The organism is Streptococcus infantis (assembly GCF_964243025.1).
Taxonomy (GTDB): domain Bacteria; phylum Bacillota; class Bacilli; order Lactobacillales; family Streptococcaceae; genus Streptococcus; species Streptococcus infantis_N.
The window spans coordinates 421,182-439,013 of the sequence record NZ_CAXTDJ010000001.1; the positions used below are offsets into that span (position 1 = coordinate 421,182).

Genomic DNA, 17,832 nt, shown 5'->3' on the forward strand with positions numbered 1-17,832 from the left:
GGTCCAAATAAAAACAAGATACTGGACTGTTTAACACCCACAAATCTTTCTAATTTTTCTTTTACTAGTATAACAAAAAAAGGGAAGAAGGCAAACTTCCCTGTTTAGTCATCCGATTGATTCTCTTCCCATTCATGATAAGATGCATAGAGCTGGCTTTTGTTCCACTGATAAATTTTAGCGACTTCCTTAATGGCTTGATTTTTCTTAACACCTTGTTGGATGCGCTCTTGTATTTCTGAGAATAAATCCTCTTCATCCTTATCTTCTACTTGTTGACTAGCACCTTCTACAATCAGAAGACACTCCCCCTTAAGTGGAGTTTCAGAGATACTTTCAAGCAACTCAGTGATTTTCCCCCGTTGGTATTCTTCATAAATCTTAGTCAATTCTCGAACTAAGACAACTGAACGATCAGCGTAGACCTCTAGCATATTTTCTAGAGTATCAGCCACACGATGTGGAGATTCATAGAAAATCTGGGTCTCAGGATAATCTTTTTTTGATTCGAAAAATTGCTTTTGTTGTCCCGATTTTCGAGGTAAGAATCCATAAAAAATATGGGGTTGTGGAGCTAAACCACTGGCAATCAAGGCAGAAATTCCTGCGCTAGCACCTGGAACTGTGACAACTGCTATATCTTCTTCAATTGCAGCCTTGACTAAATCATGACCGGGGTCTGAAATACTTGGTAAACCCGCATCAGAAACTTGAGCAATACTTTGTCCTGTTTTCAAGAAACCAATCAAATCTGGAATCTTTTCCTTGGCATTATGCTCATGAAAACTGATTTGTTTGGTTGAAATATCGAAATGCTTCAGCAATAGACCAGTATTACGAGTATCCTCGGCAGCAATCCAGTCCACTTCTTCCAAAGTCTGAATAGCACGAAAAGTCATATCCTCTAGATTCCCAATTGGAGTTGCGACAAGATATAACTTACCATAAGGTGACTGACCTTTAAAACTTTTTTGAATCTGCATGCTTACTCCCTAAACAACAATTCATCACAAAACATACATTCTGCATCTTGTTCACGACGTTGGCCGTAAAAATCGCGACACACATGAAAACCGTCGTCATAGATTCGGCTCACGTTTTCTCTAACATGCTTGGTCTTAGTTGGAGCTGTTTCTTCTTCCTCACTCAAGCGCTCTCTCAGTTTATCGTTCTCTAAACGAAGAGCTGTATTCTCTTCTACAACACTCTTGAGATTTTTTTTGATGGCTTCGACATCTGCCAAGGTTGCCAACAACTGTTGAGAAAAATCATCTAAGGCATCAAATAATTCTTTCTTGTTCATGAACAGCCCTTTCTTTTTCTGTTTTCATGTTCATTTTATTGTAAAACTAGGTATTCCAAAGAATTCTGGAAAGACACATTTGCTTTCCACATTTTTCTGGCTTCGAGAAGTTTTTGCAATATTGTACGTGCTACATTTTTTTGAATCTCTTGGCCTGCTAAAACTTCTAAAATTCTAAAGACTTGGTCTTGTTTTTCTTTGTCATCTGCTAAACTAGCTAATTTTGCAACCTGTAAATAAGATTCCTTTTTCCCAGCATCTAACCAAGAATAGAATCGTTCACTTTCTTCAAGTAGAGTCCAAAAACTTGTTTGATTTGTCAGTTTTTCGGCTTCTGCTTGCGATTGACTAAACTCAGCTAAAAGCCTTGCTTTATTTTTGACCAATCCTGCTTGTTCAAGTTGATTCCTAAGGCTTTCGACTTGTTTCTTAAATTGAAAAATCTGTGTCCGACTTCGAATAGTTGGTAACATCTGCTCTTGATCATTGGTTAAAAAGAAAATATAGGTTTCACTTTGCGGTTCTTCAATGACCTTTAGTAATGAATTGGTGGCATTGGCATGCATTTTTTCTGCTTGTTCAATAATAAAAACCTGACGTTGATTTTCGATTCCTGATTGAGAAAATTGGCCAACTAATTCTCGGATTCGTTCCGTTTTAATGATTTGATTCATCGGACGAATAATGGTGACATCAGGAAATTCTTCCTGATCAATCAACTTACAATTTCGGCAAGACTCGCAAGGTAAGACACCCTGTTTTTCTGTACAGAACAAACTCTTAGACAGAAATAAGGCCATCTCCATGCTTCCGAAATACCCTGAAAAGAGATAGGCATGATTCAGCTGTCTTTGTTCTAAGATGTGAACAAAACGGTCAAATTGCTGGGGTTGACAAGCTTTTAATTGCTCTTGATTCATTCTGTCAGCCCCATTCTGTCAAATAAAACTTGTTTAGTATTTTCAACCACTTGATTTAGTGGTAAACTCGCATCGATTTTTACAATACGCTCACCTTCTTTCTCAAGAAGGGAAAGATAGCCTTTACGAACTTTTCTGTGTAGGTCTAAACCTTCCAAGTCCAAACGGTTGACTTCGCGATCGCTGTTTGCCGCGATTCTTTCAAGCCCCTTCTCCACTTCAATATCAAAATAAAGTGTCAAATCTGGCTTGAGTCCATCTGTCGCAAATTGATTGAGCCAGTCAATAGCTTCAATATTCAAACCACGACCAAAGCCTTGATAAGCAACTGAACTATCAATAAAACGATCCATGATGACCAATTTTCCAGCTGCAAGTGCTGGCAAGACCTTCTCTACTAGGTGCTGTCTACGACTTGCAATATAGAGAAGCAACTCTGTCTTTGGATCCATCTGAGTATGACTAGGATCTAAAATGACTTCTCGAATCTTCTCACCAATCAAAACACCACCTGGCTCACGTGTTGTTAAAAACTCAATATTCTTTTCTTCTAACAAAGGAAGGATAGCTTCAAGCACACTCGTTTTACCAGCTCCCTCTGGCCCCTCTAAAGAGACTAAAAATCCTTTTGACATGACGAACTCATTTCTTTTTTTCTTCCTTCTATTCTATCAAAAAAACAGGCATTTGTGAAAAGCTTTTTAACCTAATAAAAATTTATTCTGAAAAACTCGGATATACATTCGTTAATAAATAAGGTAATTATTTAATTAAGTTTCTATATTCGTAATCAACTACCATACTGTCTTATTTTCTCTTTGTATAACTAGAAAAAAAGAATCTTGCATAGCAAGATTCTTTTAATGTCTGACTTAAATAATTGTTCTTCTGGGAACTAAATCGAATTAAGCTTCGATTTCTGTAACCATACCTGAACCAACAGTACGTCCACCCTCACGGATAGAGAATGTAGTACCTTGTTCTACGGCGATTGGGTGGATCAACTCAACGTCGATTGTCACGTTATCACCTGGCATTACCATTTCAGTACCTGCTGGAAGTTCGATTGAACCTGTAACGTCAGTAGTACGGAAGTAGAATTGTGGGCGGTAGTTGTTGAAGAATGGAGTGTGACGTCCACCTTCTTCTTTAGTAAGGATGTAAACTTCACCTTTGAATTTAGTGTGTGGGTTGATTGAACCTGGTTTAGCGATAACTTGTCCACGTTCGATTTCGTCACGTTGAACACCACGAAGAAGGACACCTACGTTATCTCCTGCAAGACCTTCGTCAAGTTGTTTACGGAACATTTCAACACCAGTAACAACTGCTTTTGAAGTTTCTTCTTTGATACCAACGATTTCGATTTCGTCGTTGACACGAACAGTACCACGGTCGATACGTCCTGAAGCAACTGTACCACGTCCAGTGATTGAGAATACGTCCTCGACTGGAAGAAGCAATGGTTTGTCAGTATCACGTTCTGGTTCTGGAATGTACTCATCAACAGTGTTCATCAATTCCATGATGATGTCTTCGTATTTAGAGTCACCTTCAAGAGCTTTAAGAGCTGAACCTTGGATAACTGGAAGATCGTCACCTGGGAAGTCGTATTCTGAAAGAAGGTCACGGATTTCCATTTCAACCAATTCAAGCAATTCTTCATCGTCAACCAAGTCGATCTTGTTCATGAAGACGATAAGGTGTTTAACACCAACCTGACGTGAAAGAAGGATGTGCTCACGAGTTTGTGGCATTGGTCCGTCAGTTGAAGCTACTACAAGGATAGCTCCGTCCATTTGAGCGGCACCAGTGATCATGTTTTTAACGTAGTCCGCGTGTCCTGGAGCGTCGATGTGAGCATAGTGACGTTTTTCAGTTTCGTACTCAACGTGCGCAGTGTTGATAGTGATACCGCGTTCGCGTTCTTCTGGAGCAGCATCGATAGACGCATAGTCTTTAGGTTGGTTAACTGCTGAAGGCAAGCGACGTGCCAAAACAGTTGTGATAGCTGCAGTTAGGGTAGTTTTACCGTGGTCAACGTGTCCGATAGTACCAATGTTAACGTGTGGTTTACTACGATCGTATTTTTCTTTTGCCATTTGAGTAAAAGCCTCCAATAAAATATATTTTATAGATAGACAGTAGGCAATACAGTCTAACTTTCCTTACTATTTTATCAAATTTTAGCTAAATTGCAAGTGTTTTACAAAGTTTTTATTAATTATTCTTATTCTTACTATAAGTTGTCGATTTATTGATAAAAAAAGAAACAGATGAATCCGTTTCTTTTTAAAATCTTTATTTTTCTCCCACTTCTTGTACTTCTTTATGTTTTTCATAAAGTCGGACTAGGAATTTGGAAATTTCTTTGAGAATTGAGTAGGTAGGAACGGCAACGATCATACCTACGACACCATAGATATTACTTGACAACAATAATAGCACGAGAATTGTAATCGGATGAACTTTCATGACTCCACCAACAATACGAGGGTATAGGATATTCCCGTCTACTTGTTGGATAATCAGCATATAGATAACTGCTATAATCATCTTTTGAGGATCCGTAAACAGATTTGAAATAATCATCGGAATTAGTCCAATACTCGGTCCAACATAAGGAATCAAATTTGCTAAACCTGAGAAAATAGCAAAAACTAAAGCATATTTTAAGCCAATCACACTATAACCGATAAAAGCCAAACACCCGATAATAAATGCATCGATTGATACTCCACTTATGTAACGGGAAATAGTCTCATTCAAGTTTGTTATTAAACCAGATATATTAAGTTTGTCTCGCTTTAAAATAGTTCTTTCTAGCATCGGTAAGAATTTATGACCATCTAAAAGGAAATAAATCAAGAAAACCGGTGTCATAATGATAATTAAAACAGTGCTTACCAAAGCTGAAAGGACACTCCCCACACTATTTGTCACACTATTTAAGATATTTTGTAAAATATCGACATAAGAAAGATTTAATTGTTGGATTGTTTGTTGAATATCTAGCTCTTGGAAAGTAGGATATTTCGATAATTCTATCACTAAATCTTGGATTCGAGAATAGATATCTTGGCTAGAATTAATCAAGCTACTCAACTGATTGATTAAAATCGGCAAGAGATAGACGACAGCTATCACTATGGTTCCAAAGAGAACACAAAGTGTTAACAAAATACCAATGATTCGATTAATTTTACATTCCTTCTCCAAAAAGATGACGATTGGATTTGTTAAGTAGTATAGAAATCCACCTAGTAAAAAGGGAATCATGATTGTATTTACGACACTTACAAACGGTGTAATAATAGCACCCATTTCTCGCCATAAGTAGAAAATAAGGGTTATTAATAATATCTCAGTGGTCCAGAAGAATAATTTATTTCTCCGAAACATAAGCCACCTCCTCTTTTTCCTATTTTACCATATTTCCAAAAAGATTGATAACCTACATTATAAAAACAAGAATATTTTTTGTCTTTATGATAGAATAAAGTTACTATGAAGAAATTATTTTTAACATTTATCACGCTTATTTCATTTGGTTCTGCTACTACTGTTTTTGCTCAAGATTTTGATGTCGCTGCAAAACACGCCATCGCTGTTGAGGCTAACAGTGGTAAGATTTTATATGAAAAAGATGCGACCCAACCGGTTGAAATTGCCTCTATCAGTAAACTACTTACTGTTTACCTAGTATATGAAGCTCTAGAGCAAGGCAAAATCACCCTTTCTACCCCAGTGGAAATTTCAGATTACCCCTACCAGCTTACAACCAACTCCGAAGCAAGTAACGTTCCCATGGAAGCTCGTAACTACACTGTTGAAGAATTGCTAGAAGCTACTCTGGTATCCAGTGCTAACAGTGCAGCCATTGCCCTAGCTGAAAAAATTGCTGGCTCTGAAAAAGACTTCGTTGATATGATGAAGGCCAAACTACTGGAATGGGGGATTCAAGATGCTACCCTCGTCAATACAACTGGTCTTAACAATGAAACTCTTGGGAATAATATCTATCCTGGTTCTAAGAAAGATGATGAAAATAAATTGAGCGCTTATGATGTTGCTGTCGTTGCTCGCAACCTCATCCTCAAGTATCCTCAGGTCTTAGAAATCACAAAGAAACCTTCTTCCACTTTTGCAGGAATGACTATTCATTCTACAAACTCAATGTTAGATGGTATGCCTGCCTACCGTGGGGGAATTGACGGCCTAAAAACTGGAACTACTGATAAGGCAGGAGCATCCTTTGTTGGAACAACTGTAGAAAAAGGAATGCGTATTATTACAGTTGTCCTCAACGCTGACAACCAAGATACCAATCCTTACGCTCGTTTCACAGCAACTTCAGCTCTTCTGGACTATATCTCATCTAATTTTGCTCTCCAAACAATCGTTAAGCAGGGGGAAAGCTACCAAGATAGTAAATCTCCAGTTTATGACGGGAAGCAAGATACGGTTACAGCAGTCGCTAAAGAAGATATAAAAATCGTTCAACGTCTTGGTAGTCGAGCGGAATCAAGTGTTACATACACACCTGATGCTACTGAGCATGTTGCTCCTCTAGAAGCAGGTACAGTCATTGGACATCTGACTTACGATGACAAAGACATAGTCGGTCAAGGTTATATCACTACTGACAAACCGACCTTTGAAATGGTTGCTGATAAAAATGTAGAGAAAGCCTTCTTCTTAAAAGTATGGTGGAATCGTTTCGTTCGATTTGTAAATGAAAAATTATAAAAAATCGCGAGAAATCGCGATTTTTTCTTTATTAATTTTTTGATAGTGTAGAGTTTTTATAGCCATAAGTAAAGTAAGTAATAACTCCTACTACTAAGGCTAATACAAATGCTATCCAAGTTTCAAGAGTGTATTGAAGCATAAAGGACACACAGATCGCAGAAATCACGATAGATACCACAAGAGCAGGTCCTGCTAGTGTTGCTGCAGCTGTTCCTGTAATGGTAAAAACACCAGTTCCCACCATGGCCCCAATTCCTTAAAGAATTAAATCCCATAATTTCAAATGACGATGCATTTCTGTTTTACTTAGACTGAAGTCTTTTATTCTAAAAATATTCATTCTTCATCTCCACTAACAATAATTGTTTTATTTTACCACAGATAATGTATTTTGTGAATATTTATAAAATTGTATCTAAAAAAACTGAACAAATGTAATATTTGCTCAGTTTTTTTTATAATGATTATCCAACTGATCCTTCCATTTCGTAGCTAATCAAGCGGTTGAGCTCAACTGCGTATTCCATTGGAAGTTCTTTGGTGAAGGGCTCTACAAATCCCATGACAATCATCTCAGTTGCTTCAGATTCTGACAGACCACGGCTCATGAGGTAATAGAGTTGCTCTTCAGAAATCTTAGATACCTTGGCTTCGTGCTCCAGTGCAACTTGCGAGTTGTGGATTTCATTAAATGGAATGGTATCTGATGCTGACAAGTCATCCATGATAATGGTGTCACACTCGATGTGAGAAACAGATTTCTTAGAGTTTTTATTAAAGGTTACTTGTCCACGGTAGTCTACCTTACCTCCACCTTTAGCGATGGATTTAGAGACAATAGACGAGCTCGTATGTGGAGCGTTGTGGATCATTTTGGCACCAGTATCTTGGTGTTGCCCTGCATTGGCAAAGGCAATCGAAAGCATGGTACCACGCGCTCCTTCTCCATCTAGGTAAACAGATGGATATTTCATAGTCGTTTTGGCACCCAAGTTTCCATCAATCCACTCAACTGTCGCATCTTTCAACGCTTTGGCACGTTTTGTTACTAGGTTATAAACGTTATCTGACCAATTTTGAATAGTCGTATAACGCATATAAGCTCCGTCCAAAGCAAAGATTTCTACAATAGCAGCGTGCAAGCTGTTGCTTGAATAAGTTGGCGCTGTACATCCTTCTACGTAGTGAACACTTGCTCCCTCATCAACGATGATTAAGGTACGTTCAAACTGTCCAGTATTTTCGTTATTGATACGGAAATAAGTTTGAAGCGGAATATCTACCTTGACACCTTTTGGTACATAGATAAAGGTTCCACCAGACCATACTGCTGAGTTGAGGGCGGCCAACTTGTTATCTGTCGGCGGTACTAACTTAGCGAAGTATTGTTTAAACAAGTCTGGGTATTCCTTGAGGGCAGAATCTGTATCTGTAAAGATAATTCCTAACTTCTCAAATTCTTCCTTCATGTTATGGTAAACTACTTCGGACTCATACTGGGCAGAAGCTCCAGCTAGATAAGCACGCTCAGCTTCAGGAATCCCAATCCGTTCAAAGGTTTCTTTAATCTTTTCAGGTACATCATCCCAAGAACGGGCTGGTTTATCAGAAGGTTTTTGGTAGTAGATCAAGTCATCAAAGTCAATCTCTGACAAGTCTGCTCCCCAAGTTTGCATGGGCATTTTTTTGAAGGTTTCATAAGATTTCAAACGGAATTCCAACATCCACTCAGGTTCTCCCTTAGCAGCTGATAGTTCACGAATGACATCTTCATTCAATCCTTTTCCTGTCGATAGGACAGGCTCTACATCGTCATGGAAACCAAATTTATATTCACCAAGATCAATTGGTTTTGGTTCTACTCTTTCTTCAGCCATAATATCCTTTCTTTCATTCTTTATTTCTAATGATTTATAAGACAAAGAAAGCTTGTCTTATTTGTTTTCTTGGTCTTCAATTGTTTTTTTAAGGGCATTCCAAGCTAGGGTTGCGCATTTGATTCGTTGAGGGAATTTGGCAACTCCTGATAAGAAAGCTGCATCTCCAAGTTGATCTTGACGCTCATCCTTTTGACCTTGAACCATTTCAGAAAAAATGGTCGCAAGTTCTAAAATTTCTTGCTTGGTCTTACCTAAAACTGCATCCGTCATCATACTAGCAGAGGCAGTTGAGATGGTACAACCAGAGTTTAGAAAAGCGATATCTTCCAAACGATTATTAGCATCAAACTTGACAGAGAGGTTAATGACATCCCCACAGGTTGGATTGTTGAGACTGATTTGCTCAGCGTCTTCTAACTTCCCTTGGTGATGGGGATTTTTCGAATGGTCTGCTACCACTGCCATATAAAGGCTATCTAGTTTAGAAAGTGCCATTGAAAAACTCCTTTGTCTTTTGTAAGGCATCGACCAGCTTGTCGCAATCAGCCTTGGTATTGTAGATATAAAAACTTGCACGAGCTGTTGCAGGGACTTCCAAATACTGGAGCAATGGTTGGGCACAATGGTGACCCGCACGAACTGCTACCCCTTCATAATCCAGAGCTGTCGCAAGGTCGTGAGGATGAAGGTCACCTAGGTTAAAGGCAATGACACCTGAACGTTGAGCCAAATCTTGCGAACCGTAAATGGTCAATCCTTCAATTGCCTGTAATTTTGGAAAGACATATGCAATCAAATCTTGTTCATGGGCATCAATGACGTCCATACCAATCTTTTCAAGATAATCCACGGCAGCTGCAAGTCCAATAGCACCAGCCATATTAGGAGTTCCAGCCTCGAATTTCCAAGGTAACTCCTTCCAGCTAGCAGATTGCTCGTAAACAAAATCAATCATCTCACCGCCAAATTCAACTGGTGACATTTGTTCCAGATACTTTTCTTTACCGTAAAGAACACCAATACCAGTCGGACCAGCCATCTTGTGACCTGAAAAGGCGAAGAAGTCCACATCCAAGTCCTGGACATCAATCTTCATATGAGGCGTAGACTGAGCGCCATCCACCACCATAATGGCTCCAACTTGGTGAGCCAATTGAGTGATTTCTTTGATAGGATTAACCACTCCAAGAACGTTTGATGCGTGAGCTAGTGAAACAAATTTAACTTTTTCAGTCAATTTAGTACGCAAGTCATCCATATCCAGAGCTCCATCTTTGAGATAGACATAAACAAGCTCTGCCCCAGTCTTTCGGCAAGCTTCCTGCCATGGAATAATATTGGAATGGTGTTCCATGACTGAAATCAAGACCTGATCTCCCTCAGTCAAGATTTCCTCAGCGAAACGTGCCACCCAGTTGAGACTAGTCGTAGTTCCTCTAGTGAAGAGTACTTCCTTTGTCGAACCTGCGTTGATGAACTTGCGAATGGTTTCGCGAGCAGCTTCATAAGATGCTGTCGCACGCTCTGCCAAAGTATGAACCCCTCGGTGGACATTGGCATTGTCCTGTTCATAGTAGCGGTTAAGGGTTTCCAGAACAGCTAGTGGTTTTTGTGTCGTCGCAGCATTATCCAAATAAACCAGAGGTTCGTCATTAACAATCTGATCTAAAATTGGAAAATCCTTGCGAATAGCTTCTGCATCTAACATAGGATTCCCCTTAGCGTTTTGACAATTTTTCTTCGATCGTCGCAATCATTTCATCACGAACTTCCTTGACAGGAATCTCAACGATTACAGATCCAAGGAAACCACGAACAACTAAACGTTCTGCAGTTGCCATGTCCAATCCACGGCTCATGAGGTAGTACATATCTTCTGGATCAACTTGTCCGATAGACGCTGCGTGTCCTGCAGTGACATCATTTTCATCAATCAAAAGAATTGGGTTGGCATCGGAACGCGCTTGGTCTGAAAGCATGAGAACACGACTTTCTTGCTGAGCATCTGCTCCCTTAGCACCCTTGATGATGTGGCCAATACCATTGAAAGTCAAAGTTGCTTTTTCAAGAATTACTCCATGTTGAAGGATATTACCGATAGAGTTGCAACCATAGTTAGTTACTCGAGTATCAATCCCCTGTACCTGACGACCACTTGAAAGAGCTACGACCTTGAGGTCTGCATGGCTACCATTTCCAAATAGGTCACTATCAAAGTCAGCAACAACATTTCCTTCGTTCATAACACCGATAGCCCAGTCAATACTTGCATCGTTGCCTAATTTACCACGACGGCTAATGTAAGCAGTGACATTCTCACCAAGACGGTCAATCGCCGCAAACTTCACTTGAGCACCAGAACGTGCAATCACTTCAACTGTGATATTAGCAGTCGCCTTAGCACTACCCTCACCGCGTGATTCTAAACGTTCGAGGTAGCTGATTTTAGAGTTTTTACCTGCAATGATCAGAATGTGCTTGTTAAATGGCACATCACTATCACTGTCTTGGTAGAAAATTCCTTCGATTGGTTCTGTGATTTCGACATTGTCTGGAATATAGAGAACAGCACCACTGTTAAAGTAAGCTGTGTGGTAGGCTGCCAATTTGTCATCGTCGTATTTTACTGATGACATGAAAAATTCTTCTACGAGTTCTGGAATTTCTTCTAAAGCCGAATGGAAGTCTGTAAAGACCACTCCTTGTTCAGCCAACTCAACTGGAATTTGTTCGAAAACAGTTTGAGTTCCAACCTGCACCAATTTCAAGTGATTATCTAAAGCAGTGAAATCAGGAACATTTGCTGATGGTTCACTTTCTGTGATGGTACCATCACCAAGATTCCAACGGTGAAATTTGACACGCTCAATAACTGGTAATTCCAAACTCTCAATCTTATCAAAAGCTTTTTGACGGAGGTCTGACAACCAGCTTGGTTCAGCGTGCATTTCTGAAAAAAGTTTAATAGTTTCTTTAGTCATTTACTTCTCCTAAAAGATACGAGGGAATTACAATTCTTCCTTGTAGTCATAGCCAAGTTCTTCAGCTAGTTTCGCGTATCCTTCACGTTCCAAGCGTGCAGCCAATTCTGGACCACCAGAAAGAACAACACGACCTTCCATCATAACGTGTACCACGTCTGGTGTGATGTAGTTCAAAAGACGTTGGTAGTGAGTAATGATCATAGCACCAAAACCTTCACCACGCATAGCATTCACACCTTTAGAGACAACTTTAAGGGCATCAATATCTAGACCAGAGTCAATCTCATCTAAGAGGGCAAAAGTTGGTTCCAACATCAAGAGTTGAAGAATTTCGTTACGTTTTTTCTCACCACCTGAGAAACCTTCGTTGAGGTAACGCTCTGCCATTTCTTCTTTCATGTTGAGCAATTCCATTTTTTCGTCTAACTTAGTGATAAATTCACGAACTGAAATCTTCTCACCATCTTCTTTACCAGCATTCATAGCTGCGCGAAGAAACTCAGCATTGGTAATCCCAGGAATTTCTGATGGATATTGCATGGCAAGGAAAAGTCCCATACGCGCACGTTCATCCACTTCCAATTCAAGGATGTTTACACCGTCAAACAAGACTTCACCTTTAGTGACTTCATAGTTTGGGTTCCCCATAATAGCAGCTGAAAGAGTAGACTTACCGGTACCATTTGGTCCCATGATGGCTGCAATTTCTCCTGTTTTAAGAGTCAGATTGACCCCTTTTAAAATTTCTTTTCCTTCAATTTCAACGTGAAGATCTTTGATCTCTAATACTGACATGATTGTTCCTTTCTTTTCATCCTTTTTACTGTATTTACCTGAAATTTAACCTTTTTAAATCCCTAGAAAAACACAGTAAAATGTCAATAAATATACCTTAATAGTATAACAAAAAAAAGCCTAAAAGGCTTTGATTTTGTCTAGAAGCTAGGAGCTACTTCTTTCCTTGAAAATGATCATCTATAGCGCTCACAATTTTACCCATGATATAACTCACGCGAAAATTTCTCAGGATCAAAATAGCCCAAAGCAAGGCCACGATATACCGTTGCTCCATGATGGATTCATTAAAGAAATAAGTCTCAGCAGCAGTAAATAAGGCCATGATAATAAATTGTTGTCTGTTCATAGTCTTTTACCACCAATTTCCTTTAATCTTCAGCTATAGTCACTTTATCTGCTAAAAATTCAAAGCCTTGAGGAAGTATGGACTCTTCGGATTCTTCCTTATTGACTTGTTCTTGAGAACCTTTAGCTCTGCTTGAAAATGCAGCTCGAACTTCCTTCCATTCTTCCTGTGAAATAGCCAAAATTTCTGGAGAAAAGCCAGCTGCTTGACTAAGAATATTGCCAAACATCAGATTTAAGTTATCCCGCTTCATGGTTTGACCAGCATTGAAATTCGATTCAAAGGCGAGAATAGCATGATGTTCATTAGCTGCTACAGGATTTGAACCAGCTAAAAGTGCCTTATCTGGACCAGATAAGCTTTCAATGACTTCTCCCCAAGCATTCTGAAGACGGATTAAGTTTTGACGGGCTAAGTCTGGATTTTCTACTGCTTCTTGAAGAATAGACTGCACCTTATTTCGGTCTACACGATAGATTGATTTACTGTTAGTCGGACGACTTGGTGTAGAAACAGTTTGTTTGGGATTAGAACCAACATTTGCAAGAGCTTGTTTCAATCGTGCAACTTCTTCTCGAAGAGAAGACAATTCCTCAGCCACCTCACCTGAAAGTTCTGGTTGAGAATCAATTTCTGCTAAACGAATAGTCATCATTTCGGCATAAATTTTAGGTTGTAGGCTAGCCTTAATATCAGCTAGACTTTTAGTAGCAAGACTAATCATCTCAAACAAGACATCCTGCGGAAGAGCTAAGTTTCTCTCAAATGCATCACTATGATGTGTATTTTCTCCACCTGCTTGAACAATTAAGATATCACGTAGATATTGCAGCAAATCGACTACAAAACGTGTCATGCTCTTTCCATTCTCAAAAATCAAATCAAGATTTTGAAGAGAACCCGGTACATCCTTTTGAGCTAAAGCAGCTACGTAATGATCCAAGGCACTTAAACTAATGGTACCAGTGATTTCTTCTGAGACTGCTGTTGTCAATGTAGCTTCTTGGGTTAAGCTTAATGCCTGGTCTAGAATTGACAAGGCATCCCGCATCCCACCTTCAGCTCGTCGAGCAATAATTTCAACAGCTTCTGTTTCGTAATCAATCCCTTCTTTTTCTAAAATCTGGAAGATATGATCTCGAATATCCTGAGTCTTAATGGACTTGAACTCAAATCGTTGAACACGAGACAAAATAGTTGCAGGAATTTTATGAAGCTCAGTCGTTGCCAAAATAAAGACTACATTTGGAGTTGGTTCTTCCAGTGTTTTCAAAAGGGCATTAAAGGCACCTGTCGAAAGCATATGAACCTCATCAATGATATAAACCTTATACTGAGCTATACTTGGAGCATAGGTTGATTTATCACGAATATCACGAATTTCATCAACACCATTATTAGAAGCAGCATCCATTTCGATAACGTCTTCTAAACTTCCATCCGTAACAGCTTGACAGATATAACAGTTATTACAAGGTTCTCCCCCTACTTGATTAGGGCAGTTCATAGCCTTAGCAAAAATCTTAGCCACACTAGTCTTACCAGTTCCACGAGGCCCTGAAAAGAGATAGGCGTGACTAATCTTATCCTGTTCTACAGCCTGTTTAAGAGTTCTAGCAACAACTTCCTGGCCTACTAACTGTGAAAAATTTTGACTTCTATATTTTCGATAAAGCGCCTGATACATTATGCCTTCTCCTCAAACATTGAAAATTTCCATTCTGTCTTATCTAGTAAAATGGACACAAACTCTTCTAAATACTTCTGATCCATTTCATCATAATCATCAATATGAGATGAGTCCAAATCTAATACACCTAGAAGCTGTCCATTTTTTACCATTGGAAGTACGATCTCGCTACGAGCACTACTATCACAAGAAATATAGTTTGGATAAGTCTTGACATCACCAACGATGACTGTTTGACGGCCAGCCGCTGACTCACCGCAAACTCCTTTTCCGAGCGCAATTCTAACACATGAGACTCCACCCTGAAAAGGGCCTAAAATAAGCTCATTTCCGTCATATAAATAGAAACCTGCAAAGACAGTACGAGGAAAGTTCATTTTTAAGAGAGCACTGGCATTTGATAGATTAGCCAACACATTGGTCTCACCTTCTAAAAGACTAGAGAGTTGTTCATTTACAATTTGGTAAATTGATTTTTTTTCGGAATGTAACATAAATCCATTATATCAAAAAATACTAGTTGAAAAAAGAAAAATCCCTTGTTTTACAACAAAGGATTTATAATTAGTTCTGATTGATTAAAGTTCGATGTCTCCGAACAAGTCAGCCATTGAGAATCCTGTTTGAGTTTCAGGAAGTTCAAAGTCACGTTTTTCTTGACGTTTTGGACGACGTGGACGTGGAGCACGTTTTTCTTCGTTTTGTCCTTCTTCTTGAGCTGGACGCTCTTCAAGAGCTTTGATAGAAAGTGATACACGTTCTGCATCAGCATTAACATCAAGAACTTTAACAGTAACTTCTTGACCAACTGTAAGAGCTTCTTTTGGATTTTCAATACGTTTGTGTGAAATTTGTGATACGTGAACAAGTCCATCGATACCTGGCAATACTTCAACAAATGCACCGAAGTCAGTCAAACGTTTAACTGTACCTTCTACAACGTCACCTTTAGCCAATTTTTGCTCAACGCCATCCCATGGTCCAGGTGTTGTTGCTTTAAGTGAAAGTGATACACGTCCTTCTTCTTCGTTAAGGTCAAGGATTTTAACTTCAACTTCTTCACCAACAGTTACAACTGATTTTGGTGAAACGTTACGTTCGTGTGACAATTCAGTCAAGTGAACCAATCCATCAACACCACCAAGGTCGATGAAAGCACCGAAGCTTGTGATACGAGCAACTTTACCAGTTACTACATCACCAGCAGCCAATTTACCGAAAACTTCTGCACGAGCTGCTGCAGTAGCTGCTTCTACAACTTCACGACGTGAAAGGATGAAGCGGTTTTCTTTAGGGTCAACTTCTTTGATTTTAGCTTCAAATTCTTGACCTACAAAACGCTCAGTGTTACGTACGAAACGAGTATCCAACATTGAAGCTGGGATAAATCCACGCAAACCTTCAAATTCTACTGAAAGTCCACCTTTAACAGCGCGAGTTCCTTTAACTGTAACAACTTCTTCTTCGCGTCCTACAAGTTTGTCCCATGCTTTGCGAGCTTCAAGGCGTTTTTTAGATACAAGGTATGTTACTGTATCAGTATCTTTACCAACTACTTGACGAAGTACAAGAACATCAAATACTTCACCTACTTTTACAAAGTCATTGATATCTGCATCGCGATCGTTTGTCAATTCGCGAAGAGTCAAGACACCTTCAACACCAGTTCCAGAGATTGCAACGTTAGCTTGATTAGCATCAACTGTCAATACTTCAGCACTAACAACATCACCAGGTTCAACTTGGCTAACGCTATTTAGCAAATCTTCAAATTCATTCATCTAAAAAATCCTCCAACAATCAAGTCTTTTTAACTTGACATACTTATAATTTTTTTCCTAAGCACCCGCAACGACATGAACATCTCGAACGTCCTTCAATTATAAAAATAAAATACCCTAAGATATTTTTCTTTTTATCTTGAATTTATTACCTAAGAACTGGGGTAGCTGGATTCGAACCAACGCATGAGGGAGTCAAAGTCCCTTGCCTTACCGCTTGGCTATACCCCATTGATGATATGGAGAGAGAGGGATTCGAACCCCCGAACCCGAAGGAGCGGATTTACAGTCCGCCGCGTTTAGCCTCTTCGCTATCTCTCCGACAATCAACGAAAACTATTATATCATGAAAATTTGCAAAAAACAAGCATTATTTTGCTAAATTATAGTTCTCAATCAATATTTCCACAGCTTTTTCAAGATTCTTGTAAAAACTATCGACATTTCCATTCTTTATGATTGCAAATTGGTCATCTAGTTCGGCAATTTCACCGATTAACTTTTTACCAATTGTTAATGTGTAACCAGCGTACTTATCTTTTCCAACTACTACTTTAGCATCTGACAATTGAATCTCAATTTTTTTATCTTTTTTGCTCATACCATACCTCTTTTCACTTTATCTATTTTACAAGAAATTCCCTAATCTAGCAAGAAAAAACTCTCTATCATGCTTATCTTGACAGAGAGTTTAAGGAATATTTTTTAATTTGAAAATTGAATTATTAGTGAGTCGTCCCTCCGACCAATTTCAAATCTTTATCTTTATGGTCCACGATAGCAGCAATAGCAACTTCGATACCTCGGACAATATCTCTTAAGCACATGGATGCAGTACTAGGCTTATTTACCACTTGTTCTGTCATATAGGGAATATGCATAAATCCTGCTAGCATATTGGGAAATTTCTTATTCGCTAAATAGAGTGCCTGATACATCAGATGATTGCAAACAAAGGTTCCAGCTGTATTGGATACTGCTGCAGGCAGCCCTTCTTTTTTTATAGCTTGTACCATTGCTTTGATAGGGAGTGTGCTAAAATAGGCAGCTTCTCCATCTAGGCGAATGGGTGTGTCAATCGGTTGATTTCCTTGGTTATCAGGAATTCTAGCATCATCTTGATTGATAGCAACTCTCTCAGGAGTCAAACTCGCTCTTCCTCCTGCTTGTCCGATACAAAGCACAACATCTGGATGGTATCGATTTATTTCTGCTTCTAAAACCTCTGCTGATTTATAAAAGACCGTTGGGATTACTGCCCAATGAAGCTCTGCACCATTGATTTCAGACGGTAGTGATTTAACTGCTTCTAGAGCTGGATTGACCTTTTCACCACCAAAAGGATCAAATCCTGTAACTAATATTTTCATTTTATTTC

At 39.1% G+C, this 17,832-nt stretch carries 18 protein-coding genes, 2 tRNA genes and 1 pseudogene; 1 reads left to right on the forward strand and 20 read right to left on the reverse strand.

Annotated features, from left to right (window positions below):
* Positions 1–104 precede the first annotated feature (104 nt).
* From rsmI to ACESNQ_RS02095, 6 genes are all read right to left on the reverse strand, one after another.
* Positions 105–983 (reverse strand): 16S rRNA (cytidine(1402)-2'-O)-methyltransferase, encoded by an 879-nt coding sequence (rsmI, locus tag ACESNQ_RS02070; RefSeq protein ID WP_373074627.1) that lies wholly within the window; start codon positions 981–983, stop codon positions 105–107.
* A 2-nt stretch (positions 984–985) separates the two neighbouring features.
* Positions 986–1,303 carry a DNA replication initiation control protein YabA gene (gene yabA, locus ACESNQ_RS02075; RefSeq protein ID WP_004253267.1) on the reverse strand — a complete coding sequence of 106 codons (318 nt, stop codon included), beginning with the start codon at positions 1,301–1,303 and terminating at the stop codon, positions 986–988.
* A gap of 35 nt (positions 1,304–1,338) precedes the next feature.
* Positions 1,339–2,223, reverse strand: coding sequence for a DNA polymerase III subunit delta' (locus ACESNQ_RS02080; protein WP_373074629.1), 885 nt, complete (start codon positions 2,221–2,223; stop codon positions 1,339–1,341).
* Complete coding sequence (gene tmk / locus ACESNQ_RS02085; RefSeq protein WP_373074631.1) at positions 2,220–2,858, reverse strand: dTMP kinase; 639 nt, start codon at positions 2,856–2,858, stop codon at positions 2,220–2,222. Before tmk ends, ACESNQ_RS02080 begins: the two co-directional genes overlap by 4 nt.
* 270 nt (positions 2,859–3,128) lie before the next feature.
* Positions 3,129–4,325 (reverse strand): elongation factor Tu, encoded by a 1,197-nt coding sequence (gene tuf / locus ACESNQ_RS02090; protein WP_004253262.1) that lies wholly within the window; start codon positions 4,323–4,325, stop codon positions 3,129–3,131.
* A 199-nt stretch (positions 4,326–4,524) separates the two neighbouring features.
* A complete protein-coding gene (locus ACESNQ_RS02095; RefSeq protein WP_006153242.1) occupies positions 4,525–5,625 on the reverse strand; it encodes an AI-2E family transporter in 1,101 nt (366 codons plus the stop codon).
* 105 nt (positions 5,626–5,730) lie between these two features.
* Between ACESNQ_RS02095 and pbp3 the strand changes: the two genes are divergently transcribed.
* Positions 5,731–6,972 (forward strand): D-alanyl-D-alanine carboxypeptidase PBP3, encoded by a 1,242-nt coding sequence (gene pbp3 / locus ACESNQ_RS02100; RefSeq protein WP_373074633.1) that lies wholly within the window; start codon positions 5,731–5,733, stop codon positions 6,970–6,972.
* A 121-nt stretch (positions 6,973–7,093) separates the two neighbouring features.
* On the opposite strand, the pseudogene ACESNQ_RS02105 reads toward pbp3, so the two are convergent.
* The 14 genes and pseudogenes from ACESNQ_RS02105 to pcp all read right to left on the reverse strand — a co-directional run.
* Positions 7,094–7,315: pseudogene (locus tag ACESNQ_RS02105) on the reverse strand (amino acid permease); the annotation flags it as partial.
* A 124-nt stretch (positions 7,316–7,439) separates the two neighbouring features.
* On the reverse strand, positions 7,440–8,852 hold the full coding sequence (gene sufB, locus ACESNQ_RS02110; protein ID WP_000797046.1) for a Fe-S cluster assembly protein SufB: 1,413 nt from the start codon (positions 8,850–8,852) through the stop codon (positions 7,440–7,442).
* A 57-nt stretch (positions 8,853–8,909) separates the two neighbouring features.
* Positions 8,910–9,350, reverse strand: coding sequence for a Fe-S cluster assembly sulfur transfer protein SufU (gene sufU, locus ACESNQ_RS02115; protein ID WP_373074636.1), 441 nt, complete (start codon positions 9,348–9,350; stop codon positions 8,910–8,912).
* Positions 9,337–10,563 carry a cysteine desulfurase gene (locus ACESNQ_RS02120; RefSeq protein WP_373074638.1) on the reverse strand — a complete coding sequence of 409 codons (1,227 nt, stop codon included), beginning with the start codon at positions 10,561–10,563 and terminating at the stop codon, positions 9,337–9,339. The genes sufU and ACESNQ_RS02120 overlap by 14 nt, the downstream gene beginning before the upstream one ends.
* A 10-nt stretch (positions 10,564–10,573) precedes the next feature.
* A complete protein-coding gene (sufD, locus tag ACESNQ_RS02125; RefSeq protein WP_373074640.1) occupies positions 10,574–11,836 on the reverse strand; it encodes a Fe-S cluster assembly protein SufD in 1,263 nt (420 codons plus the stop codon).
* Positions 11,837–11,863: 27 nt separating this feature from the next.
* Positions 11,864–12,634 (reverse strand): Fe-S cluster assembly ATPase SufC, encoded by a 771-nt coding sequence (gene sufC, locus ACESNQ_RS02130; protein ID WP_049511439.1) that lies wholly within the window; start codon positions 12,632–12,634, stop codon positions 11,864–11,866.
* 154 nt (positions 12,635–12,788) lie between these two features.
* The gene (locus ACESNQ_RS02135; RefSeq protein ID WP_004253242.1) at positions 12,789–12,983 is read right to left on the reverse strand and encodes a DUF3272 family protein; all 195 of its coding nucleotides are present in this window, start codon (positions 12,981–12,983) and stop codon (positions 12,789–12,791) included.
* 22 nt (positions 12,984–13,005) lie between these two features.
* Positions 13,006–14,670 carry a DNA polymerase III subunit gamma/tau gene (dnaX, locus tag ACESNQ_RS02140; RefSeq protein WP_373074643.1) on the reverse strand — a complete coding sequence of 555 codons (1,665 nt, stop codon included), beginning with the start codon at positions 14,668–14,670 and terminating at the stop codon, positions 13,006–13,008.
* Entirely contained in the window at positions 14,670–15,167 is a 498-nt protein-coding gene (gene msrC / locus ACESNQ_RS02145; RefSeq protein ID WP_254724081.1) for a free L-methionine (R)-S-oxide reductase MsrC, read from the reverse strand. Before msrC ends, dnaX begins: the two co-directional genes overlap by 1 nt.
* Before the next feature lie 84 nt (positions 15,168–15,251).
* Complete coding sequence (rpsA, locus tag ACESNQ_RS02150) at positions 15,252–16,454, reverse strand: 30S ribosomal protein S1 (protein WP_004253232.1); 1,203 nt, start codon at positions 16,452–16,454, stop codon at positions 15,252–15,254.
* A gap of 159 nt (positions 16,455–16,613) precedes the next feature.
* Positions 16,614–16,685: transfer RNA gene (locus ACESNQ_RS02155), tRNA-Gln, on the reverse strand.
* A 9-nt stretch (positions 16,686–16,694) separates the two neighbouring features.
* A tRNA-Tyr gene (locus ACESNQ_RS02160) sits at positions 16,695–16,775 on the reverse strand.
* 49 nt (positions 16,776–16,824) lie between these two features.
* Positions 16,825–17,055, reverse strand: coding sequence for a DUF2969 domain-containing protein (locus tag ACESNQ_RS02165; RefSeq protein ID WP_006153263.1), 231 nt, complete (start codon positions 17,053–17,055; stop codon positions 16,825–16,827).
* Between the two features lie 124 nt (positions 17,056–17,179).
* Positions 17,180–17,824 carry a pyroglutamyl-peptidase I gene (gene pcp / locus ACESNQ_RS02170; protein WP_373074645.1) on the reverse strand — a complete coding sequence of 215 codons (645 nt, stop codon included), beginning with the start codon at positions 17,822–17,824 and terminating at the stop codon, positions 17,180–17,182.
* Between the last annotated feature and the right edge of the window lie 8 nt (positions 17,825–17,832).